General features: G+C 62.4%; 22 protein-coding genes. 9 read left to right on the top strand and 13 right to left on the bottom strand.

Going from position 1 to position 20,805, the window contains the following annotated elements; genetic code table 11:
• Window positions 1-31: 31 nt before the first annotated feature.
• Genes AOA60_RS21165 through AOA60_RS33075 form a run of 3 tightly spaced genes read right to left on the bottom strand, consistent with a single transcriptional unit; the run spans window position 32 to window position 2,048 of the window.
• Complete coding sequence (locus AOA60_RS21165; protein ID WP_099586086.1) at window positions 32-676, bottom strand: DUF1826 domain-containing protein; 645 nt, start codon at window positions 674-676, stop codon at window positions 32-34.
• Complete coding sequence (gene zigA, locus AOA60_RS21170) at window positions 676-1,881, bottom strand: zinc metallochaperone GTPase ZigA (RefSeq protein WP_099586087.1); 1,206 nt, start codon at window positions 1,879-1,881, stop codon at window positions 676-678. The genes AOA60_RS21165 and zigA overlap by 1 nt, the downstream gene beginning before the upstream one ends.
• Complete coding sequence (locus tag AOA60_RS33075; protein ID WP_178075380.1) at window positions 1,881-2,048, bottom strand: hypothetical protein; 168 nt, start codon at window positions 2,046-2,048, stop codon at window positions 1,881-1,883. Before AOA60_RS33075 ends, zigA begins: the two co-directional genes overlap by 1 nt.
• A gap of 126 nt (window positions 2,049-2,174) precedes the next feature.
• Here AOA60_RS33075 and AOA60_RS21175 point away from each other — a divergent pair, with 126 nt between their 5' ends.
• The gene (locus AOA60_RS21175) at window positions 2,175-2,543 is read left to right on the top strand and encodes a glutamine synthetase (protein ID WP_099586088.1); all 369 of its coding nucleotides are present in this window, start codon (window positions 2,175-2,177) and stop codon (window positions 2,541-2,543) included.
• Here the strand turns inward: AOA60_RS21175 and AOA60_RS21180 are convergent.
• Complete coding sequence (locus AOA60_RS21180; protein ID WP_099586089.1) at window positions 2,540-3,751, bottom strand: N-acetylmuramoyl-L-alanine amidase; 1,212 nt, start codon at window positions 3,749-3,751, stop codon at window positions 2,540-2,542. The genes AOA60_RS21175 and AOA60_RS21180 overlap by 4 nt on opposite strands.
• Before the next feature lie 128 nt (window positions 3,752-3,879).
• Here AOA60_RS21180 and folE2 point away from each other — a divergent pair, with 128 nt between their 5' ends.
• From folE2 to AOA60_RS21215, 7 genes are read left to right on the top strand one after another with little or no spacing between them, the layout of a single operon-like run.
• On the top strand, window positions 3,880-4,770 hold the full coding sequence (gene folE2, locus AOA60_RS21185; RefSeq protein ID WP_099586090.1) for a GTP cyclohydrolase FolE2: 891 nt from the start codon (window positions 3,880-3,882) through the stop codon (window positions 4,768-4,770).
• Window positions 4,767-5,435, top strand: coding sequence for a metal ABC transporter ATP-binding protein (locus AOA60_RS21190; protein WP_099586091.1), 669 nt, complete (start codon window positions 4,767-4,769; stop codon window positions 5,433-5,435). Before folE2 ends, AOA60_RS21190 begins: the two co-directional genes overlap by 4 nt.
• Window positions 5,435-6,301, top strand: coding sequence for a metal ABC transporter permease (locus tag AOA60_RS21195; protein WP_099586092.1), 867 nt, complete (start codon window positions 5,435-5,437; stop codon window positions 6,299-6,301). The genes AOA60_RS21190 and AOA60_RS21195 overlap by 1 nt, the downstream gene beginning before the upstream one ends.
• An 11-nt stretch (window positions 6,302-6,312) precedes the next feature.
• Window positions 6,313-7,191 (top strand): metal ABC transporter substrate-binding protein, encoded by an 879-nt coding sequence (locus AOA60_RS21200; RefSeq protein ID WP_099586093.1) that lies wholly within the window; start codon window positions 6,313-6,315, stop codon window positions 7,189-7,191.
• Entirely contained in the window at window positions 7,188-7,601 is a 414-nt protein-coding gene (gene hisI / locus AOA60_RS21205; RefSeq protein ID WP_099586094.1) for a phosphoribosyl-AMP cyclohydrolase, read from the top strand. The genes AOA60_RS21200 and hisI overlap by 4 nt, the downstream gene beginning before the upstream one ends.
• Entirely contained in the window at window positions 7,598-8,158 is a 561-nt protein-coding gene (locus tag AOA60_RS21210; RefSeq protein ID WP_048721911.1) for a DapH/DapD/GlmU-related protein, read from the top strand. Before hisI ends, AOA60_RS21210 begins: the two co-directional genes overlap by 4 nt.
• A gap of 3 nt (window positions 8,159-8,161) precedes the next feature.
• On the top strand, window positions 8,162-9,499 hold the full coding sequence (locus AOA60_RS21215; RefSeq protein WP_099586095.1) for a dihydroorotase: 1,338 nt from the start codon (window positions 8,162-8,164) through the stop codon (window positions 9,497-9,499).
• Here AOA60_RS21215 and AOA60_RS21220 read toward each other — a convergent pair.
• On the bottom strand, window positions 9,496-10,017 hold the full coding sequence (locus AOA60_RS21220) for a DUF3617 domain-containing protein (protein ID WP_099586096.1): 522 nt from the start codon (window positions 10,015-10,017) through the stop codon (window positions 9,496-9,498). The two genes, AOA60_RS21215 and AOA60_RS21220, sit on opposite strands and share 4 nt — an antisense overlap.
• Window positions 10,018-10,147: 130 nt before the next feature.
• On the opposite strand from AOA60_RS21220, the gene cls reads away from it, so the two are divergent.
• Window positions 10,148-11,587: a cardiolipin synthase gene (gene cls / locus AOA60_RS21225; RefSeq protein WP_099586097.1), complete on the top strand. Its 1,440-nt coding sequence runs from the start codon at window positions 10,148-10,150 to the stop codon at window positions 11,585-11,587.
• A 46-nt stretch (window positions 11,588-11,633) separates the two neighbouring features.
• Here cls and cfaB read toward each other — a convergent pair whose 3' ends face one another.
• The 8 genes from cfaB to hflK (AOA60_RS21265) all read right to left on the bottom strand — a co-directional run bounded on the left by cfaB (window position 11,634) and on the right by hflK (AOA60_RS21265) (window position 20,781).
• Window positions 11,634-12,818, bottom strand: a complete 1,185-nt coding sequence (gene cfaB / locus AOA60_RS21230) for a C17 cyclopropane fatty acid synthase CfaB (RefSeq protein ID WP_099586098.1) — start codon at window positions 12,816-12,818, stop codon at window positions 11,634-11,636.
• An 86-nt stretch (window positions 12,819-12,904) separates the two neighbouring features.
• Window positions 12,905-13,693, bottom strand: coding sequence for a DNA-binding domain-containing protein (locus AOA60_RS21235; protein WP_099586099.1), 789 nt, complete (start codon window positions 13,691-13,693; stop codon window positions 12,905-12,907).
• The gene (locus AOA60_RS21240; RefSeq protein WP_099586100.1) at window positions 13,684-14,529 is read right to left on the bottom strand and encodes a DUF692 domain-containing protein; all 846 of its coding nucleotides are present in this window, start codon (window positions 14,527-14,529) and stop codon (window positions 13,684-13,686) included. The genes AOA60_RS21235 and AOA60_RS21240 overlap by 10 nt, the downstream gene beginning before the upstream one ends.
• A 65-nt stretch (window positions 14,530-14,594) precedes the next feature.
• The gene (locus tag AOA60_RS21245) at window positions 14,595-14,846 is read right to left on the bottom strand and encodes a hypothetical protein (RefSeq protein ID WP_099586101.1); all 252 of its coding nucleotides are present in this window, start codon (window positions 14,844-14,846) and stop codon (window positions 14,595-14,597) included.
• Window positions 14,847-14,963: 117 nt separating this feature from the next.
• Window positions 14,964-16,850: a cation-translocating P-type ATPase gene (locus tag AOA60_RS21250; RefSeq protein WP_099586102.1), complete on the bottom strand. Its 1,887-nt coding sequence runs from the start codon at window positions 16,848-16,850 to the stop codon at window positions 14,964-14,966.
• The gene (hflK, locus tag AOA60_RS21255) at window positions 16,847-17,881 is read right to left on the bottom strand and encodes a protease modulator HflK (protein ID WP_099586103.1); all 1,035 of its coding nucleotides are present in this window, start codon (window positions 17,879-17,881) and stop codon (window positions 16,847-16,849) included. The genes AOA60_RS21250 and hflK (AOA60_RS21255) overlap by 4 nt, the downstream gene beginning before the upstream one ends.
• Window positions 17,878-18,864 carry a protease modulator HflC gene (gene hflC, locus AOA60_RS21260; protein WP_099586104.1) on the bottom strand — a complete coding sequence of 329 codons (987 nt, stop codon included), beginning with the start codon at window positions 18,862-18,864 and terminating at the stop codon, window positions 17,878-17,880. Before hflC ends, hflK (AOA60_RS21255) begins: the two co-directional genes overlap by 4 nt.
• Window positions 18,865-18,876: 12 nt before the next feature.
• On the bottom strand, window positions 18,877-20,781 hold the full coding sequence (gene hflK / locus AOA60_RS21265) for a protease modulator HflK (protein ID WP_099586105.1): 1,905 nt from the start codon (window positions 20,779-20,781) through the stop codon (window positions 18,877-18,879).
• Window positions 20,782-20,805: the final 24 nt, after the last annotated feature.

Genomic DNA, 20,805 nt, shown 5'->3' on the forward strand with positions numbered 1-20,805 from the left:
CAGACCGTGTAGAGCGTTTGATCCTACGCGGTTACGCGAGCCAATCCAGCGTCAGAATCAATCGGCGCTCATCCGCTTTCAGGCCGGGTGAGCGATGGATCAGGCCGTGGCCTTCGTTGCCATGCCATTTGGTGCCCTTGAGCAGCGCCACTTCACCGCACTGAATCTGCTCGATGCGCTCGCTGGGTTCGGCGTCCGCTTGGCTGAGCTTGCGCCGGTCCATCACGCCTTCACGCAACCACTGGCTGCCGACACCCGCATAGGTGGTGATCAACCGTACCGGCACATGATCGACGTGAAAACGTGGGCACATGGCTTTATCCAACAGCCGCAGGCGCACGCCGATGCGCTTGGCGCCGAGCAGGCAGGCGAAGGCACTGACCAGCCATGACACATCGGCGACAAAGCCTTCATAACCCTCCAGATCACGGCAACTGGACGCCAATCCCTGCAAGTTCGGCTCGGCGTCTTCGCTGTTGAGCTCAATCACCATCGAATCAGCCAACGGCTCGTTAAGTGCCACCAGCAAGGCGCCGAACTCGGCAATATGCAGCGGCAACTGACGCTGCCACAGCGCCAGGTTCACGCCGTCCTCAAGGATGTCGGACAGCGCCAGCGGGGTTTCACCACGGGTCTGGCGAATCACGGGGCGCAAGGGGATAACCGGTGCCAGCATCAGGCTGCCTCTTCATACCAGGGACCAAACGGATCAGCCAGCAGGCGCCAACCTTCGACGCCCAGGGCCATTTCTTCATCGTTGAGCAGGCACGCATCCAACTCGGCGCGCATGTGGGCGAAGTCGATGTTCTGCCCGATAAACACCAGTTCCTGACGGCAGTCGCCGGTGCTGAGTTGCCAGTTGCCCATGATTGCCGCGACGCTTTCTTCGTCCTGGGGCCATTGGCTTTTCGGCACGAAACGCCACCAGCGCCCGGCAAACCCGTGACGCATCAGGCCGCCGGCCTGGGACCAGCTGCCGGCGTCCTGATGTTTGCTGGCCAGCCAGAAAAAGCCTTTGGAGCGCAGCAATTTGCCGTTCACCCAAGGCCGGTCGATAAAGTCGAAGAAGCGTTGCGGATGGAACGGGCGGCGTGCGCGATAGGCGGTGGATGCGATGCCATATTCTTCGGTTTCCGGCACATGCTCACCGCGCAACTCTTGTAGCCAGCCTGGCGCTTGGGCGGCGCGTTCAAAGTCAAAGCGGCCGGTGTTGAGGATCTTGTGCAGCGGCACCTCGCCCATGACCATCGGGATGATTTGTGCCTGGGCGTTGAGGCGCTCAAGGATGGCAATCAACTCTTCGCGTTCGCTGCTACTGATCAGGTCGATCTTGCTGATCAAGATCACATCGGCGAATTCGATCTGCTCGATCAACAGGTCGGTGATCGAGCGCTCGTCCTCTTCGCCAAGGGTTTCGCCCCGTGAGGCCAGGCTTTCGGCGGCCTGGTAGTCGAGCAGGAAGTTCATGCCGTCGACTACCGTGACCATGGTGTCCAGGCGTGCGACATCGGCCAGGCTCTGGTCGTTTTCATCGCGAAAGGTGAAGGTTTCGGCCACGGGCAACGGTTCCGAGATACCGGTGGATTCAATCAACAGGTAATCGAACCGACCTTCCTTGGCGAGCTTTCCGACCTCTTCCAGCAAGTCTTCACGCAGGGTGCAGCAGATACAGCCGTTGCTCATCTCCACCAGTTTTTCTTCGGAGCGATTAAGCGTGACGTCGCGCTGCACCTCGCTGCCGTCGATGTTGATTTCACTCATATCGTTGACGATCACTGCCACACGCAGATTTTCGCGGTTACGCAGCACATAGTTGAGCAATGTGCTTTTACCGGCGCCGAGAAAGCCGGACAACACGGTAACGGGGAGACGATTGGGCATCAGGTATTCCTCATCAGGGTCGGCCGGTCAAATCGCCCGTTTATGGCGTTCGCGCAGCTCTTCACGTTCTTTGGCTTCGATACACAGGGTGGTTCGGGGAAGAAGCCCTGCTGGGCTTCATTCATGTCGTCGGCAGGCGGTTGGGTCAGCAGGTCTTGTTCGGTCATGGGGAGCGGGTCACGGGTCAGGCTGTGTTTTTATGTTATAGTATAACAATACAAATAAGCCAATCCCCCTTGCTCGCAGCGACGAAGGGCGCAATGCTTGAACACCTCCCAGCCCCGAGAAACCTTATGAAATACCTGGTGTGCGCCCTGTTATTGGCAGCGGCAGGGCCTGCTTGTGCACAAGCGCCGAGTCCGCTGGCCAACTGCACGCGCAGCGCCTACGTGCTGGCCTGTGTCGACCCGCTGGGCAACGCCTACAGTGTGGCGACGGTGGGCAACACCACGTATTTGCGCGGCTTCGAAGTGGCCGGCAAACGCTATTGGGCACAGACCAACAGCCGGTATGGACAACTGACGTTTTTCACTGGCCTGGCCTCGGATGGGGAGGCGTGGGTCGGCTACACACGCCGCGTGGGCTGGACCACGATCAATCGGTTCTCCAGCTCCGGAGGGGCCAGCGCCAAGTTCACCTGTAGCCGGATCACCGGCTGCTAGGTCCGAGGATTCTTCTGTTCCTGAACCCACGCCATGTAGCTGTTCATTGGCGGGTTCTTCTGGAAGTAGTTTTTCAGGCCATCGAACAAACCATCCGCCACCGCCTGTTGATGGCGCGCCGTCACTAGGCGCTGGGCGTCCCGGGTGTTGGAGATAAAGCCCGTCTCCACCAGGATCGATGGCACATCCGGTGACTTGAGCACCGCGAACCCGGCCTGTTCCACGCGCTTCTGATGCAGGCTGGTGATGCTTTGCAGACTGCCCAACACCGAGCTGCCCAGTTGCAGGCTGGAGGCAATGGTGGCGTTCATCGACATGTCGAGAATCACCCCGGCCAGCATCGGGTCCTTGTCCTTGAGATTGAGCAACGTGGTGGCGCCCAGCAGGTCCGCGCCGTTTTCACGCTGGGCCATAAAACGCGCCGTGGCCGAAGTGGCGCCGCCCTCCGACAGCGCATACACCGAGGCCCCCGATGCCGTAAGCCGTGGCGCGGCATCGGCGTGCACCGAGATAAACATATCGGCCTTGTGCTGGCGGGCGATGTCCACGCGCTTGCGCAGCGGTACGAAGAAGTCGTCGTTGCGCACCAGTTTCACGTCAAAGCCCTTCTCGCGTTTCAGGCGCTTGGCGAGCAGTTGGGCGATGGACAACACCACGTCTTTTTCGCGCTGGCCCTTGGAGCCGATGGCGCCCGGGTCTTTGCCGCCGTGGCCGGGGTCGACCACCACCATGATGTCGCGCTTGGGATGCGCCTTGTCCACCGGCGCCGCCAAGGGCGCAGGTTCAGCAGCGATTTGACGAGGCGCCTGAGTGGCACTGGTGAGATCGAGTACCAAGCGATGCCCCTGACCTTCCTGCGGCGGCAATATAAAGCTGTTGAGCTGCATCGGTGCGGCCAGGTCGAGCACGATGCGCGTATCCGCCTTGCCGAAATGCCCCGAACGAATCGAGGTTATCCCACTGTTCTTCAACTCAAGTTGAGAAAAATCACCACTGAGCCCCGCACCACTGAGGTCGATGATCAGGCGCTCCGGCGCGGTCAGGGAGAAGGTCTTGTACTGCACCGGACCGCTGAGGTCGAACACCAGCCGCAGCTTGTCGTTTGAGCGCCATAAACGCGCATTACGAATCTGCGTGGCGTGGGCCGTGAACGGCAACACAAAAAAGGGGCTGGCCAGGAGCAGATTGAGAAGCTGACGTCTGTGCATGACAAATACCGCAAATAAAGGAGCGTCCGTACTCGACATGACTGAAAAAAGGCTAGGACAGAAAATTCATCGTCGACTCTATTGTTATACTATAACATGTCGAATTATTTCCAACGATGGACCTGCTCATGAACGCGCTGACTCTGCCGGATATCGCCGCGCAGGCTTCACGCCAAGCCTTGCCACTCGACTGGGTGGGCATGTGCGGCATCGCCCTGCCAATCCTCATCGACGGTCAGCGTCTGACCGCCACCGCCGATGCCGGTGTGAGCCTGGACGACGGCACCGCCCGTGGCATTCATATGTCACGCTTGTACCTGGCGCTGGAAATGCTCGACCAGCAGCCCCTTACGCCTGCACTTCTGCGCAATGTACTGCAGCGCTTTCTCGACAGTCATGAAGATTTATCTAAGAACGCCTACCTGCGTATCCATACGAATTTGCTGCTGAAACGCCCGGCGCTGGTGAGCCTTTTGGCCGGCTGGAAGAGCTATCCGGTCAGCATCGAAGCCCGCCTTGAAAATCAGATGTTCCACGTGGAACAAAAAATTCACGTGACTTACTCCTCGACTTGCCCCTGTTCCGCAGCCCTTGCCAGGCAGTTGATTCAGCAGCAGTTTCTCGAAGATTTTGCCGACAAGCCGTTGCAGCATGAAGCTGTGCTGACTTGGCTCGGCAGCGCCAATGGGATCATCGCCACGCCCCACAGCCAGCGCAGCAGCGCCCAGCTTCACGTACGCCTGCAAGGCGATCATCTGGCGCTGACTGATCTGATCAACGACGCCGAAGCTGCCCTCGGCACCGCCGTACAAACCGCCGTGAAACGTGCGGACGAACAAGCCTTCGCCCTGGCCAACGGGCAGAACCTGATGTTCTGCGAAGACGCCGCCCGCCGCCTGAACCTCGCCTTGAAACGCTCGGATGCCGTCAAAGCCTTCCACCTGAAAGTGATCCACGCCGAAAGCCTGCACGCGCACGATGCCGTGGCTGAAAGCCGCTGGACGAGACAGCCTGAATGATCACCTGCACCACGTTACGCTGGGGCGCCCCCGGCCAACCGCTCACGCCCGCCGTGGATTTCACCTTGGAAAAAGGCAGCCTCACGGGCGTTATCGGTCCCAACGGCTGCGGTAAAAGCAGCTTGCTGAAAGTGATCGCCGGGCTGCAAAAGCCGCTGGCCGGCAAGGTGATCGTGGATGTTCCACGCCGTGGCGGCCTGGCGTTCCTGCCTCAGCAGCAACACCTCGACCGTCAGTTCCCCATCAGCCTGCAAGAGTTAGTCGCCGCAGGTTTCTGGGGCACCCAACTCACCTCGCAGCAACGCAGCCAGCGCCTGCACACGGTGCTGGAAGACTGGTGCCTCAGTGGCCTGGAACAGCGCCCATTGATGGCGTTGTCCGGCGGCCAATTGCAACGCGCGCTGCTGGCCCGTATGAGCCTGGCCGAGTCGCCGGTGTTGTTGCTGGATGAACCCCACGCGGCCCTCGATGAAGAGGGCCAGGCGCTGTGCTGGAAACATATCCACGCCTGGCATGCCGAAGGCCGCACGCTGGTCATCGTTTGCCACGACTTGACGTCCGTACGCCACCACACCGAGCACGTGCTGCATATCAAAAGCACCGGCTGTGTGTTCGGCAATAGCAAAGAGCTGATCCGCCCGCAGCCCCAGATGCAGGTGGCCTGATGCACTTCGCCGCCCACCTGTGGATGCCCTTCGTCGATTTCGTGTTTATGCGCCGCGCCCTGATCGGCGGGCTGGTGCTCGCATGCAGCACCGCGCCGCTGGGCGTTTTCCTGATCTTGCGCCGCATGAGCCTGATCGGTGACGCCGTGGCCCACGGCATACTGCCCGGCGCTGCGCTGGGCTTCTGGTTCGCCGGGCTCAGCCTGCCGGCGCTGACCATCGGCGGCCTCGGTGCCGGCTTGAGCATGGCCGGCCTGTCCGCTTGGATCACCCGGCGCACCGGTCTGCGCGAAGACGCCAGCCTCGCCGCCATCTACCCGATTTCACTCGCCGCCGGCGTACTGATCCTCGGCATCGCCGGCAAGCGCCTGGACCTCTTGCACCTGTTGTTCGGCTCCGCCCTGGCCGTCGACGCCACCACCCTCACCGGCATGCTCTGGGTGTCCGGGTTCAGCCTGCTCGCCATGGGGCTGATCTACAAACCGCTGCTGCTCGATACCCTCGACCCGCTGTTCCTGCAAACCGTCAGCCGTCTCGGCCCGCTGGCCCATGGGCTGTTTTTGACCCTGGTGGTACTGAACCTGGTGATCGGCTTCCAGGCCATCGGCGCGTTGATGGTGGTGGGTTTGATGATGTTGCCGGCCATCGCTTCACGTTTCTGGAGCCGGCGCCTGCCGGTGTTGATTGCGGTATCGGCGGTGCTGGGATGCCTGTCGGTGTGGCTTGGCTTGTTGTTGTCGTTCTACTACTCACTGCCCAGCGGCCCGGCGATTGTGCTGGTGGCTGGCGCGGGGTACCTGCTGTCCGTGGTCTTCGGTCCGGTGCACGGTTTGCTGCGCCGCCCGCCCCTGCTTACATCCCAATGAGGTGTTTCCCGATGCGCGCTCTACTCGTGCTGTTCAGTCTGCTGCTGCCGCTGTCGTTGGCCCAGGCCGCCGACAAACTCAAGGTGGTCACCAGCTTCAGTATTCTCGATGACATCACTCACCAGATCGGTGGCGATCACATCCAGATCAGCAACATGGTCGGCCCGGATGCCGACGCCCACACCTACGAGCCCACGCCGGACGACGCCAAGGCGCTGCTCAAGGCCAAGCTGATCATCAAGAATGGCCTTGGCTTCGAACCCTGGCTCGACCGCCTGGTCACCAGCACCGAAACCAAAGCCACAGTAGTCACCGCCAGTAAGGGCGTGATCTCCCACACCATGGAAGAAGACGGCGAAACCATCCCCGACCCGCACGCCTGGCACAACCTGGCCAACGCTGAAATCTACGTGAACAACATCACCAAGGCGCTGGTGGCCGCCGACCCGGCCAATACCGCCGATTACCAGCGCAACAGCCAAACCTACCTGAAGGAAATCTATCGCCTGCTGGCCGAAGCCAAGACCAAGTTCGGCACCCTGCCACCCGGCAACCGCCGCATTGTCACCTCCCATGACGCCTTCGGTTACCTGGGCCAGGCCTATGGCATTCAGTTCCTTGCACCTCAAGGCCTGTCTACCGAACGGGAACCCTCTGCCGCTGAAGTCGCTGCGCTGATCACCCAGATTCGCAAAGACAAGGTCAAGGCCGTGTTCATGGAAAACATCAAGGACTCGCGCCTGCTCAAGCAGATCGCTGACGAAAGCGGCGCGCAGATCGGCGGCACGCTGTACTCCGACGCCCTCGCCGCCGAAGGCCCCGCCAGCACGTTTACCGGACTGTTCGAATACAACCTCAACACCTTGTGCGCTGCCCTGAGCAAGCCATGAACCTGAGCATGCTCGAACTGGAAGGGGCGGCCATCGGCAGCCGCTTTCCACTCAAACCGGTGCTCGATGCGCTGGCGTGGAACAGCGATGGCTTGATCGCCGCCATCGCCCAGCAACACGGCAGCGGCGCGGTGTTGATGCTGGCCTGGATGAACCGCCAGGCCCTCAACGAAACCCTCGCTACCGGGCAAGTCTGCTATTGGTCGCGCTCGCGCCAGCAACTGTGGCGCAAAGGCGAAAGCTCCGGTCACTGGCAACAGTTGGTAGAAGCGCGCCTGGATTGCGACGGCGACGCGGTGCTGCTGATCGTCAACCAACTCGGCCCTGCCTGCCATACCGGCCGGCCCACCTGTTTCTACAACGCCATCGATGGCGACCACGTCCACATCATCACGGAGCCCAGCGCATGATCCGCAAGAACCCTTCCGGCGATCTGCCAGTGATTGCCGAATCGGCCTACGTCGACAAAACAGCCATCATCTGCGGCAAGGTCATCATCGGCGAGAACGTCTTCGTTGGCCCATACGCGGTGATCCGCGCCGACGAAGTCGACGCCAGCGGCGCCATGGACCCGATCACCATCGGCGCCAATTCCAATATCCAGGACGGCGTGGTGATTCACTCCAAATCCGGCGCGGCAGTCACCATCGGTGAATTCACCTCCATTGCCCACCGCTCCATCGTCCACGGCCCGTGCTCGGTGGGCGATCGCGTGTTCATCGGCTTCAACAGCGTGCTGTTCAATTGCGCCGTGGGCGACGGTTGCGTGGTGCGCCACAACTCGGTGGTCGATGGCCGCGACTTGCCGGCCGCGTTCTACGTGCCCTCCACCACCCGCATCGGGCCCAACACCGACCTGTCGCAATTTCCGCCGGTGAGCGTCAGTGCCTCGGAGTTTTCCGAAGACGTGGCGCGCACCAACGTTGATTTGGTGCGCGGCTACAAAGCCCTGCAAAACGAGTTCTGAACCATGAGCCGCCTGCTGATCCGCAACGCCCGCCTGGTCAATGAAGGCCAGATTTTCGACGCCGATGTGCTGGTCGCCAATGGCCGTATCGAGAAGATCGCCAGCAGCATCGCCGGCTGCAATGCGCCGCTGGCCATCGACGCCAAGGGCCAATGGCTGCTGCCGGGCATGATCGACGACCAGGTGCACTTTCGCGACCCCGGCGCGCCGGACAAAGGCAGCTTTTACAGCGAGTCCCGTGCGGCGGTGGCTGGCGGCATCACCAGCGTGATGGACATGCCCAACACCAACCCGGCCACCCTTAACCTGGAAGCCCTGGCCGATAAAAAGCGTCGTGCGGCCCTGCACTCGGTGGCCAACTACGGCTTTCACTTTGGGGTGAGTAACGACAATCTCGACACCGTCGCGGCCCTCGACCCCTGTGAGGTGGCCGGGGTCAAAGTGTTCATGGGCGCTTCCACCGGCAATATGTTGGTGGACGATCCACGGATTCTGGAGCGCCTGTTTGCCGAAGTGCCGACCATCCTGCTGGCCCACTGCGAACACACGCCAAGTATCCAGGCCAACGAACTGCGCTTGCGCGAGCGTTTCGGCGACAACATCCCCGCCGTCGCCCACCCGCTGATCCGCGATGCCGAGGCCTGCTATCGCTCGTCGTCTTTCGCGGTGGAGTTGGCAAAGCGCCACGACACACGCTTGCATGTGCTGCACCTCACCAGCGCCCGGGAACTGGCACTGTTCGACGACAAGCCCCTGGCACAAAAACGCATCACCGCTGAAGTCTGCATCCATCACTTGCTGTTCGATGACCGCGACTATCACCGCCTCGGCCATCAGATCAAATGCAACCCGGCGATCAAGACCCGCGCCGACCGCGACGCGCTGCGCCAGGCGTTATTGAGTGATCGCCTGGATGTGATTGGCACTGACCATGCGCCGCATACCTGGGCGCAAAAACAGCTGGCGTATCGTGAAGCGCCGTCAGGGTTACCGCTGGTGCAACATGCGCTGCCGGCGTTACTGGAGTTGGTGGCAGACGGCCTGCTGCCGCTGACTACGCTGGTCGCCAAGACCAGCCACCGGGTCGCCGACCTGTTTGCTATCCCGGACCGCGGTTATCTACGCGAAGGGTATTGGGCCGACCTGGCGCTCATCAAACCCGAGCCCGAAGGCAAGCCGGTGAGCGAAGAACCGATCCTCGCCCGCTGCGGCTGGACGCCTTTTGCCGAACGCAGCTTTCGCCACAGCGTCAGCACCACCCTGGTCTCCGGCCACCTGGCCTGGCACAACGGCCAGGTGGTCGACAGCTGCCAGGGTTTGCCGCTGCATTTCTTGCGTTAGGCGCGGGGTTTGACCGTGCCGCAGTCGTTGCCCAACCACTGCGCGTGGGTGTCCAGGCTGCCCTTCTGCTGAATGCCGGTGGCATTGAAGGTGCCGTTGACGGTGGTGGTGAATTCTTTCTGGCTCTGGAAAGTGGCGACACCGGTGCCCTGGGCTTTCGGGCAACTGAAACGGAATTTCCACTGGTTGCCGGTCTTGTCGGTCACCTCCTGTTTGCAGCCCGATTGCGGGTCGGTCAGGGGGATCGAGTCAGACGCGACCTGCGCCGGCGTCAGGCACACTTGCACGCCTTTGCCGGCCATGGTGATGCCCTGTTTTTCGAGCATGGCACGTTGTTCAGGGGTCATTTGTTGCTTGAGCTGACCGAGGATCAGGGACAAGTCCGGCAGGTCCTGGTTATCGACTTTCATATTGCTGGTGGTCAATTCCCACAAGCCCGGCGCCAGCACCTGCGCCTGCGCTGCCACCGGCAGCGACAAACCAACAACCAAGGACAAGCAGAGCAGACGAGCATTCATCGGGTAACTCCTGAGCAATTGTGGGCGTTAGACGCTGCAAAGGCGCCAGTGTTGCACGCCAAATAAAATAGCGACATTCACAGCCGAACATGGTCTGTTAGGCATTGGATTGCCTGGAGTACCGACGTCCATGGATTTCTTCGGCCCGCACCTGCTCGCCTACGTCATCGCCACACTGCACTTTCTCGGGACTCTCGCCGCGATCCACGCGGTGTTGACCGTCAGGACCGCCCAAGGCTCGATCGCCTGGGCCTTGTCGCTGATGTTCATGCCCTACCTCACGCTCATTCCCTACCTGATCTTCGGCCGCAGCACCTTCGACGCCTACATCCAGGCCCGTCGCCAGGCCAACCAGGAAATGCACACCGCCATCACCGAGCTGAACTGGCGCCCCTGGGTCGAAGAAGCCCTGGCCGCGCGTAACTCCAGTGCCTACGCTTCTTTGCGCGCCATGCCCAAACTGGGCCGTATGCCGTGCCTGGCCAACAATGAAGTACGCCTGCTGGTGAATGGCGACGCCACCTTCAGCGCGATCTTCGACGCGATCCGTACCGCCAGGACGGCCGTGCTGTTCCAATTTTTCATCATTCATGACGACCAACTTGGCCGGCAACTTCACGCGCTGCTGAAGGAAAAAGCCGCCCAAGGCGTGAGCATCTACGTGCTCTACGACCGCATCGGCAGCCACGCCCTGCCCCATCGCTACGTGCAATCGCTGCGCGACGCCGGGGTGCAGGTCAAGGCTTTCGCGACCCGCAGTGGCTGGCTCAACCGCTTCCAGGTCAACTTCCGCAACCATCGCAAAATCGTGGTGGTGGATGGCATCACCGGGTTTGTCGGCGGCCATAACGTGGGGGATGAATACCTGGGCAAAAAACCGCCGTTGGCGCCGTGGCGCGATACCCATGTGCAGGTGAAGGGCCCGGTGGTGGCGTGCCTGCAGGAGTCGTTTGCCGAAGACTGGTTCTGGGCGGCGCGGGAACTGCCGCCGCTGATTCTGCCGGACGCCTACCCCGAAGACGGTGTGCTCTGCCAATTGCTCGCCAGCGGCCCGGCCGATCCGTATGAAACCTGCTCGCTGTTTTTCGTCGAGGCCATTCACGCAGCGACCGAACGGGTGTGGATCACCAGCCCGTATTTCGTCCCCGACGAAGCCGTGTTTGCCGCCCTGCGCCTGGCGGTACTGCGCGGTGTGGACGTCCGCCTGCTGCTGCCGTCGCGGCCGGATCACCGCATTGTGTATGCCGCCTCCAGCCTCTACGCCATCGAAGCCGTGCGCGCCGGGGTGCGAGTGTTCCGCTACACGCCGGGGTTTCTGCATCAGAAGGTGGTTTTGGTGGACAGCGAAATCAGCGCCATCGGCAGTGCGAATATGGACAACCGCTCGTTCCGGCTGAATTTTGAAGTGATGTTGCTGACCGTCGATGAAGCCTTTGCCAAAGAGGTGGAACAGATGCTGCTGGATGACTTCGCACAGGCCCATGAAGTCAGCCAGGAAGAAAGCCGCGAAACCCGGCGCCTGCAACAACTGGGGATGCGAGTGGCGCGCTTGATCTCACCCATCCTTTAACCAGATAACACAAAAAAAATGTGGGAGGGGGCAAGCCCCCTCCCACTCAGCGGTACAGATCCTCCCGCGTCCACGGCAGTTCATGGCTGCCATCGGCATGGGGCTTGACCGCCAGGATCTGGTGCAGGTTGATCCAACCCCGTGCAAACGCATAGGCGCAACCGGCCAAGTACAAGCGCCAGATACGCAACGCCTGCTCCGGCACCATCTTCGCCGCTGCCTCCAGGTTGTCTTCCAGCCGCTCGCTCCAATGGTCCAGGGTGCGGGCGTAATGCAGGCGCAGGCTTTCGACGTCGACTACTTCCAGCCCGACTTCGCTGATTTCGGCGGTCATCATCGCCAAGTGTGGCAGCTCACCGTTGGGGAACACGTAGCGCTCGATAAACTCACCTGCGCCACGGCCCACCGGGCGGCCGTCGGTGTGCTTGGCGGTGATGCCATGGTTCATCACCAGGCCGCCTTCACGCACGGCGCCGAACAGGGTCTGGCAGTACTGCGCCAGGTTGGCGTGGCCGACGTGTTCGAACATGCCCACGCTCACCACTTTGTCGAAACGGCCATCCTGGGGCAGGTCGCGGTAGTCCAGCAGTTGCAGGTCGATCTGGTCGTCCAGGCCCTCGGCGCTCACCCGCTCCCGAGCCAATGCCAACTGCTCCTTGCTCAAGGTGATACCAAACACCTTCACCCCGAATTCCCGCGCCGCAAAACGCGCAAGCCCGCCCCATCCGCACCCGACGTCGAGCAAATATTCGCCCGGCTGCAAGCGCAGCTTGCGGCACAGGTGGCGGAATTTGTCTTGTTGGGCCTGGTCGATGGATTCGCTGCCGGTTTCGAAATAACCGCAGGAGTACGCCATGTCCTGGTCCAGCCACAGCTGGTAGAACGCGTTGGACAGGTCGTAATGGTAGGAAATGGCCGCGGCGTCGGTGGCCTTGTCGTGGATCGAGCGCACCGGATGACTGCCACCGTCGTCCTCGACTAGAGCATGACTGAGCTCATCACACACCCGGATCACTTCGCTGATAGAGCCTTCCAGTTCCAGTTTGCCCTCGACGAAGGCTTCGCCCAATGAGTCGAGCGTGGGATGGGTCAGTTGCGAGACGACCGTGGGGTCCTTCACCACGATGGTCACACTGGGCTCGGGGCCCAAGTTGAATTCATGGCCGTCCCAGAGTCGCAGACGCAGCGGTAGCTGAAGATTCTGTAAGGCCGGTGGAAGTTGCGCGAGCATGAGTAGCCCCCCCTTGTTTCAGACGTCTGAAATGAGGGTAGACCATCCCAATAAAAGTAGGAGGCTATCGATTTGATAGCCCGCTTCTATGGAGCTCGGCGCTGGAGCAAACCGTCCTGGACCCACTGTTTCAGCCATGTAACAGCCTGCAGCGGCGCACCCTCTGCATAAGTGACTGCCAGTTGCTCGCACAGTTCTGCGAAGGTCCAACCGGTCGTCACCATGCCGGACAATGCAAAGGCCTCTGCGGGTTCCAGGCTGCGGTAATGGCACACATGCTGATGACGCCACACCAGGCAAATCTGTGCGAGGTCCAAACTGTGGCTGTCGGGGAAGTCCGCGCCATCCTTGCTGGCACGCCAGATGGCGACGCTGTTGAAGTGGCACAGTCGCTGTTGCACGGACGGCACCAGGGTGACTTGCAAACCCGGCCAATCCTCAGGCGGTAGCAGCGCCATGTCATTCAGGGTCAGCGGTTGGCCTTCCAGCGCATCGAACGCCAGGGTGAAGGCCCACTCCAACTGGGCCAGCTCCGCCAACGGTGCACTTTGCTCGGCCACCAGATGCTCGTGGATAAACGCCGGCAAGCGCTCGCCGAGCCAACGCAGGCTGTAATGGGCCGACGGATAACGGCGTACATACGCGTGGGTCAGCGCCGCAAACTCATCATCCCCCAGCCAATACAGGATGGCGCTGAAGTCATGCCGCAACACCTCCTGCAACCGTGCGATATAGGCGTTGTGGTAGATCGCCAGGCCCGTGTCCACATCCAGCGTCGGCCCGCCGAGTAAGGTCGCGGCGAAGCCACTGTTGGCATCCGGCGTTTGCGCTAATAAATGCTGTTCGAAGGCCAACTGCCAATCGGTCAGGCGCATAGCGCTCTCCTGGCCAAGGCCGTGGCGCCCAGTTCGCGGGCTTTGCTCAACTCGGTAAGCAGCTCCTCGAATGGCGGAAAATGGTCATCGCGCTCCAACAATGTCGAGATCGGCCCCAAATGCTCCAGCGTCTGTTGATACAGCGCCCACACCGGATCACATACCGGGTGGTCGTGGGTATCGACTACGTAGTCGCCATAGTCCATATGCCCCGCCAGATGCAGCTGGCGAATGCTGTCGGGCGGCAAGTTGCGGATAAAGGTCCAGGCATCGAAGCCATGGTTGCGCGAACTGACGTACACATTGTTCACGTCCAACAGCAACTGGCAGCCCGACAGATGGGCCAGGGCGTTGAGGAATTCCCACTCGGTGAACTCATCCGACTTGGCGCGCACATAACTGGAGACGTTTTCCAACACCAGCGGGCGCTGCAGTACGTCCTGCACTTGGCGAACGCGGCTGGCGACGTGATAAAGGCTTTCTTCGGTGTAAGGCAGGGGCAGCAGGTCATGCAACTGGTGCGCACTGCCGCGGCTCCAGCACAGGTGATCGGAAACCCACGCCGGCTGGATGCGCTCGGCGAGCTGTTTGATTTGTTTCAGGTAATCGATATCGAGGGCGTGCGGCCCGCCGATGGACAGGGACACGCCGTGCATGACCAAGGGATAGCGCTCGGCTATCGCGTCCAGGAAGTACAAGGCTTTACCACCCTGCACCAGATAATTTTCGGAGATCACTTCGAACCAATCCACGGCCGGCGATTGTTCAAGGATCTGCTGGTAGTACTCACTGCGTAAACCCAGGCCGTAACCCAGACTTGGAAGGGAAGCGGACATGACTGACTCCTGGGGAAAGTGTCCGCAGCGCAAGGGTTTGCCGCTGCGGTTGCACTCGTTGCCGGTTATTCGCCGACTTTGCCGCCAGCCGCGTCACACGCTGCCTTGGTCATGGACTTGAAGCCGTGGCCCTTGCAGACCGCTTGGCCTTTGCAGGCGTTTTCAGCGGTCTTGCAGTCGTTCATGCCTTTGCAGGAGGTCACACCGTAGCAGTGCACTGGCGCGTCAGCCGCTTGTACCTGAGTGGCAACACCGGCAAACATGGTAGCGGCGGCCATCGCCAGAGCAGCACCAGCAGCAGCGGATTTAATGTTCATTGTTGTAGTCCTCATGATCGGTAGGGGTGTCGGTCTGAACGGATTGCTCAGTCTCGACACACCACTAGAGTGAGGCCCCCCGACGGCGTTACAGCAGTGTGCAAAGATTTCTGAAAATTATTCGTCGAGCTTCAACAGAGGCTCGTGGAAGCGCAGCAAACGCCCGGCGTTTCCCAACACCAGCAACGTGCTGAGGTTGTGCAGCACCGCCGCGATCATCGCGCCTGCGGCACCCAGCCAGCCAAACGCGGCGAACACCACAATCGCCAGCGTCCAGCCCAGACCGATGATCACATTGACCTGCAACGTGTGCCGGCATTGGCGACTCAAGCGCACACAGGTGCCCAGACGGCGCAGGTCGCTGCCGATCAGCACCACGTCCGCCGAGGCCAGCGCGATGTCTGCCCCGCCCGCCCCCATCGCTACGCCAACCACCCCAGCCTTGAGCGCCAGGGAATCGTTGATCCCATCGCCCACCACCATCGGCCGGAAGCCGCTGCCGATCTCCCCCAGCACGCGGTTGAGCTTGTCCTCGGGCAACGCCTGGGCTTCGACATCGCTGATGCCCACGTCCAGGGCCAGGCTGTCGGCCACGCTTTGGCGGTCGCCCGTCAGCAGCAATTGGCGGCCCAGGCCCAGCTCGCGCAGTTCTTGCAGGGCCTGGCGGGCTTCCGGCTTGACGCTGTCGGCCAACAGCAGCCAGGCGAGAAATTGCCCGTTCAGCGCCAGCCCGGCAATCGGGCCGTCATGGTTGGGCACGCCCGTGGTGGCAATGCCCAACTGCGCGAACAACTCCGGCCGCCCAAGGGCCGCTTCGCCCTGCTCTGTGTGTGCCACGACGCCCAGGCCCTGGCGTTCGCGAATATCCGTGAGCGCCAGCATTTGGGCCTGAGTCGCCAACCCCGCCAACGCGCGGCTGACCGGGTGGCTACTGGCCGAACCAAGGCTGGCCGCAAGGTTTAGCAGCGCCTGGCGATCGGTCGAGGATGTCTCGATGGACTGCAATCGCAGCGTGCCATAGGTCAGCGTGCCGGTCTTGTCGACCACCAGTGAGGTCAAGTCCGCCAGCTCTTCCAGGAACGCCGAGCTGCGAATCAGAATCCCATGACGCGCCGCCACCGCGATCCCGGCAATCGCCGTGGCCGGTGCCGACAGCACCAACGCACACGGACACGCCGCCACCAACACGGCGAGCATCGCCTGCGCATCGTTGGTCACAAACCAGGTAACCGCCGCCAGCAGCAGCACCAGCACCATATAGCTGCCCGCGTAGCGCTCCAGCAGCCGCGTGATCGGTGGCTTGGACCGCTCGGCGTTCTGCATCAGCGCGATGACCTTGCCCAAGGTCGACTCGTTGCCGGTGCGCGTCACTTCAAGACGCAGCAGGCCGTCGAGATTGATCGCCCCGCCAAATACCTGCACACCCACGCTCGCCTCCAAGGGCACCGACTCACCGGTGATCGGCGCCGTGTCCAGGCTCGCCTGGCCGGACAACACCACCCCGTCGGCGGGCACGCGGTCACCGGCACGCACTTCGACGATATCGCCGGTGTTCAACGTGCCGTTATCCACCTCGACAATGCTGCCGTCGGCCTGCACCAACCGCGCATGGCTGCGGGTCAGCTTGCCCAGAGCATGGATCGCTTCCTGAGAGCCGATCACGCTGCGCTCTTCCAGTACATGGCCGAAGATCATAATGATCGGCAGCAACGCCGCCGTCAGCAGATCGCCGGTGGCCCAGGCGCCGAGCATGGCCAAGGCGATAAGTTGATCGGTGATCCCATGCAAACTGGGGAACCGCAGGCTGTACCACGCCGAACGCATCACCGGCACGGCCACCAGCAGCGAAGCCACGCCCAGCAGCAGCTGACTGACGCCCGTCTGGTCCGGCGCCAGCCAGCGCCACACCAGGCCCAGTACGAGCAAGCCCAGCGCCAGCATGGCCAGGGTCAATTGCCGGGCAGCGCTGCGCTGCTCGGCGGAGGTCAACATAGGTGCGCTCATTGCTCGGCTCCCTGGATGATCAAGCGGGAGTCGTCTTTAGGGTCGACCGTGGTCACGGAACCCGCCTGGCCGAGAATCCTCGGCAGGCGCTCGCGGTACAGTCGCAGCAGCAAACCCGGGTCTTTGACCTGGGCGAGGCTGGCGACCGTGGCGGTTTGCGCCTTGGCACTGGCCAGGCGCTCGCTGGCCTGGGCGTGGGCAACCTGCACCACACGATCCGCTTGCTGATTGGCGGTTTGGGTGAGTTTTTCCGCTTCGGTGCGCGCATTGGCCACCGCTTTATCGGCTTGCTGACTGGCCGTCAGCACCGCATTGAACGCATTCACCGCCGGGCTCGGCAGGCTCGATTGCACATCAACGCGAGTGACTTCGATGCCCAGGCCCAGGCCGCTGGAGGTCAACTCCGACAGCCGCTTATTGATGCCTTGCACCAGGTCACCGCGCAAGCGTTCCCGCCGTTCGGCGGCGCTATTGTCGGTGCCGATCAGTTCCGGACGCGCCACCAGAATCGTGTCCAGATCCCGCGCCGCCGTCAGGGCCACGGCGCTGCGCGTGACCAGCCGATCCAAGGCCGGCAACACATGCTCGCCCTGCAACACAAAGGAATACGGTTCGGTGACCTTGTAGAACACCCGCACATCCAACTGCACCACGCCGGCATCGCCGGTCAGCAGATAACCGGAACCGGCCAGCGCATCGCTCAGCGGCGTGGCGAAGCTGGCCACGCGGTCAGCCTGCACCGCCGCCTCCGAACGCAGCAGGTTTTCCACCCGCCGCTCGATCACGCGGTCGGCAGCCGGCAGCAACACCACTTGCTCAAAGGGCTGCGGCCAGGCCAACAGCAAGCCAGCATTCTGGATGCGGTCAAGGGCGCCGAAGTGCAGCACCACGGCGCGGTTCTGCGGGTCGATCTGGCGCACATTGGAAAATGCCCAGGCCAAGGCCGCCAACACGGTCACCGCGTACAGCGCCATGAAGGTCAGGCGCCCGGCCTGGATCCAGGGGCTGTCCGGGCTGTCACGCTCGGTCATGGCTGGACGTCCTTCGGCCCGTCCACCAGTGCGCGAAACGGCGCGGCGTCGGTGCGCAGGATGATCTTGGTGCCCGGCGTCACCACGGTGCCCAAGGTATCCAGCGAGCGCAGCAAGTTGTACAGCTGAGGATTACCGGCGTAGGCCCGCCCGTAAATCTGCGCGGCCTCGACTCGCGATTGGGCTTCGATATCGGCGGCTTTGACTGTGGCGTCAGCCTGCACGATCCGCGCGTCGCGCTCGGCGGCGGAGCGGATCTGCGCTGCTTCGCGCTTGCCCACGGCGGTGCGTTCGGTGGCGATGGTTTCGCGCTCGGCACGCATGCGGTCGACGGTGGCGGTGAGGGTCACCGACGGCAGCGTCAGGCGCTCGATGCCGACCTGGGCGACGCGCACGCCGTAGGTGGTGAGCAATTGTTGATCAATCTGCTGGCGTAATTGCGCTTCGAAATCGGCGATGCGCACTTGGCTGGCATCCGTATTGATCAGGCTGGACAGATCAAAACTGGCTGCCGTGGTTTCCAGCGCCGAGCCGACGAAGGTGCGGATCTGCCGCGCCGCCTCATCCGGCTGATTTTGTACTGCACGCATAAAGCGCTGCACATTGTCGGCATCGCCTTGCACCTGCCACGCCACATAGGCCTGCACGATGATGCGCAGGCCGTCGCGGGTGCCTACGTCCTGCAAGCCGCTGGAGGTCGTGCGCAGGCGCAGGTCCACCGGGATCGCCGCCTCGAACGGCGCCGGCCAGCGCCAGCCCAGACCCGGCTCCAGCAGCACCCGCGACGGGTTGCCGAACCGCGTGATCACCGTGGCTTCGCCGGAACGCACCTGCACCAGGCTGGCCGCTGCGACCGCAAACAACACCAGCAACGCGGCCCAGGCCATGCGCCGCCAAGGGAAAGGACCAGCAGCGTGCACGTCACCGTGGTGGTGGTGGCCATGATGATGGTGATGACCGTGATCGTGAGAATGAGCGCTCAACAGACAGACTCCTTATTGAACGGCTTTACGCGGCAGCGAGGGATCGGCCGGCAAGGTAAAAGAACGCAGATCGATCGTCGGTGCACCATCGGCGCCCAGGCGATGATCCAGAATCAGCAGCCTGGCGTGGGCCAGACCTTGGCTGAGTTGGCCGAAGTACTGTTCCAGCACGAAGGCTTGGCCGGCGCTGGCGTAGGCTTTTTGTTCGGCGGTGAAACGCAGGTTGGCCACCTGGGCGCCGGCATTCACTTCGTGGGCAGTCGCCGTGGCTTGATCGCGGGCGGTGCTGGCTTGCAGCAGGGCTTGGTTGGTCTGCTCGCTGGCCGCGCCACGTTCGCGGGAGATCAGGGCCTGGGCGCCGATCTGCGCGGCTTGCACGCCGTGATAGGCATTGGCGGCGCCGGCCGGTGGGTGGATGGCTTCGACCACGGTGGCGAGGATTTCCACACCACTGTGGAGTTTGCGCAAATCCGCCTGCACGGCGCGGCCCACTTCGTCAGCCAGGCTGGTGCGTTGCTCGCCGAGCAATTCGTCGAGGGTGCGCGAAGCAAAATCGTGCACGAGGATGCGGCTGGCGGTGCTGCGGATCAGGCTCGGCACGTCCGCGCTGTTATAGGTGGCGGCCAGCGCGGCCTCGTCGGTCAGGCCGATGCGGTAGACGAAGCGCACATCCATATTGACGATCTGGAAGCCCTGTTTGTCGCCGCTACTGCTGGCGATGACCTGGGATTTGTCGTTCACGTGGCTGGCGTCCCACAAGCGATTGGCAATCAACGGCGCCGGGCCTTCCGCTGCGGCCAACTCGGGCGAGGCGGCTTCGCTGACGCTGGTGGCCAGTTCGTGCACCACGCCGTTTTCCACATTGATCACACGACCCAACGGCCACGGCAATCCGGCATGCAGGCCAGGGCCGAAGACCTGCACCGGTTTGCCGAAGCGCTCATAAATCCCACGGCCTTGCAGGGGCACTTCATGCACGCCGGTCAGCGCCCAGCCGACCGCCAGCACCACCAGCAGCACCGGCCAAAATGCGCGGCGCATGTAGGTAAAGGCCCAGATTTGCCGCAGGTCGATGCCGAAGCGGTTGTGCAATTCGTGCTGCAACGCCAGCAAAGGTTGTGGCGGCCAGCGCAGCAACCCGGCGATAAAACTTTGCGCCATCAGCCGCGGTTCGAGGTGCGGTTGGCGCGGGCTGAACAGTGACAGCGCGCCTCTGAACAGAAACTCCACCGCCACCAGCGCCGGCAGCAGCCCCATCAATACCGCCAGGCGCAACGGCCACACAGACTCGGCGCCAGCAAACAGCAGGCACATCGCGCTGACCACCAGGCAACTGATCGCCACCCGGCTCACCTGCGCCAGCTGCGAAGCTTCCGGCCATTGCGCGGCGGTTTCCTGGGCCAGGCGTCGTTCGAACACCAGCAAGCCAAACGCCAGGGCCAAGGCCAGCGCGGCGCCGATGCTGGCGGATTGACCGACAGCTGCAGCCGGCAACGCCAGGTTCCAGAACTCGACGATGCTGACCAGCGCCAGCAGCGACCAACCCGCGAGCCAAAGCACGGGCGTGCCGATCTGTCCGACCAAGCGCCCTGCCAGGCGTGCATAGCGACTTGTTTCTTCCTGCTTCAATTCAACCGTCGGCGCTTCAAGCGCCTGGGCGCGCCAATCGGCTACCCACCACGCCGACTGCAGGCAGGCCAACAGCACCAGCAACGCCGAGGCGCAGTTGATCAGCACCACCGGCCAGATCGACACCGGCGCAAACAGCGCGACAAACAACGCCAGCACCCAACCGCCGACGGCCAGGACCGTCAGGCCGATACCGGCCTGGCGCAACCGACGGGCATGGAACAGCCCCTGCTGAAAACGCGGCAGGCCTTCAACCGAAGCGCCGTCAGCTTCTAGATCCACTTGCATCCCGACACGCCCGCTTGCACATAA

The organism is Pseudomonas sp. 2822-17 (assembly GCF_002742485.1).
Taxonomy (GTDB): Bacteria; Pseudomonadota; Gammaproteobacteria; order Pseudomonadales; family Pseudomonadaceae; genus Aquipseudomonas; species Aquipseudomonas cyclaminis.

What these genes read in the sequence shown, in the direction of transcription:
- folE2 (WP_099586090.1), top strand. Translation starts at nt 3,880, where the DNA reads ATGAACGCGCTGACTCTGCCGGATATCGCCGCGCAGGCTTCACGCCAA.
- hflK (WP_099586105.1), bottom strand. Translation starts at nt 20,781, where the DNA reads ATGCAAGTGGATCTAGAAGCTGACGGCGCTTCGGTTGAAGGCCTGCCG.
- hisI (WP_099586094.1), top strand. Translation starts at nt 7,188, where the DNA reads ATGAACCTGAGCATGCTCGAACTGGAAGGGGCGGCCATCGGCAGCCGC.
- AOA60_RS21190 (WP_099586091.1), top strand. Translation starts at nt 4,767, where the DNA reads ATGATCACCTGCACCACGTTACGCTGGGGCGCCCCCGGCCAACCGCTC.
- cls (WP_099586097.1), top strand. Translation starts at nt 10,148, where the DNA reads ATGGATTTCTTCGGCCCGCACCTGCTCGCCTACGTCATCGCCACACTG.
- hflK (WP_099586103.1), bottom strand. Translation starts at nt 17,881, where the DNA reads ATGACCGAGCGTGACAGCCCGGACAGCCCCTGGATCCAGGCCGGGCGC.
- AOA60_RS21250 (WP_099586102.1), bottom strand. Translation starts at nt 16,850, where the DNA reads ATGAGCGCACCTATGTTGACCTCCGCCGAGCAGCGCAGCGCTGCCCGG.
- AOA60_RS21210 (WP_048721911.1), top strand. Translation starts at nt 7,598, where the DNA reads ATGATCCGCAAGAACCCTTCCGGCGATCTGCCAGTGATTGCCGAATCG.
- AOA60_RS21175 (WP_099586088.1), top strand. Translation starts at nt 2,175, where the DNA reads ATGAAATACCTGGTGTGCGCCCTGTTATTGGCAGCGGCAGGGCCTGCT.
- AOA60_RS21165 (WP_099586086.1), bottom strand. Translation starts at nt 676, where the DNA reads ATGCTGGCACCGGTTATCCCCTTGCGCCCCGTGATTCGCCAGACCCGT.
- AOA60_RS21240 (WP_099586100.1), bottom strand. Translation starts at nt 14,529, where the DNA reads ATGTCCGCTTCCCTTCCAAGTCTGGGTTACGGCCTGGGTTTACGCAGT.
- AOA60_RS21200 (WP_099586093.1), top strand. Translation starts at nt 6,313, where the DNA reads ATGCGCGCTCTACTCGTGCTGTTCAGTCTGCTGCTGCCGCTGTCGTTG.
- AOA60_RS21220 (WP_099586096.1), bottom strand. Translation starts at nt 10,017, where the DNA reads ATGAATGCTCGTCTGCTCTGCTTGTCCTTGGTTGTTGGTTTGTCGCTG.
- AOA60_RS21245 (WP_099586101.1), bottom strand. Translation starts at nt 14,846, where the DNA reads ATGAACATTAAATCCGCTGCTGCTGGTGCTGCTCTGGCGATGGCCGCC.
- cfaB (WP_099586098.1), bottom strand. Translation starts at nt 12,818, where the DNA reads ATGCTCGCGCAACTTCCACCGGCCTTACAGAATCTTCAGCTACCGCTG.
- AOA60_RS33075 (WP_178075380.1), bottom strand. Translation starts at nt 2,048, where the DNA reads ATGACCGAACAAGACCTGCTGACCCAACCGCCTGCCGACGACATGAAT.
- AOA60_RS21235 (WP_099586099.1), bottom strand. Translation starts at nt 13,693, where the DNA reads ATGCGCCTGACCGATTGGCAGTTGGCCTTCGAACAGCATTTATTAGCG.
- AOA60_RS21195 (WP_099586092.1), top strand. Translation starts at nt 5,435, where the DNA reads ATGCACTTCGCCGCCCACCTGTGGATGCCCTTCGTCGATTTCGTGTTT.
- AOA60_RS21180 (WP_099586089.1), bottom strand. Translation starts at nt 3,751, where the DNA reads ATGCACAGACGTCAGCTTCTCAATCTGCTCCTGGCCAGCCCCTTTTTT.
- AOA60_RS21215 (WP_099586095.1), top strand. Translation starts at nt 8,162, where the DNA reads ATGAGCCGCCTGCTGATCCGCAACGCCCGCCTGGTCAATGAAGGCCAG.
- zigA (WP_099586087.1), bottom strand. Translation starts at nt 1,881, where the DNA reads ATGCCCAATCGTCTCCCCGTTACCGTGTTGTCCGGCTTTCTCGGCGCC.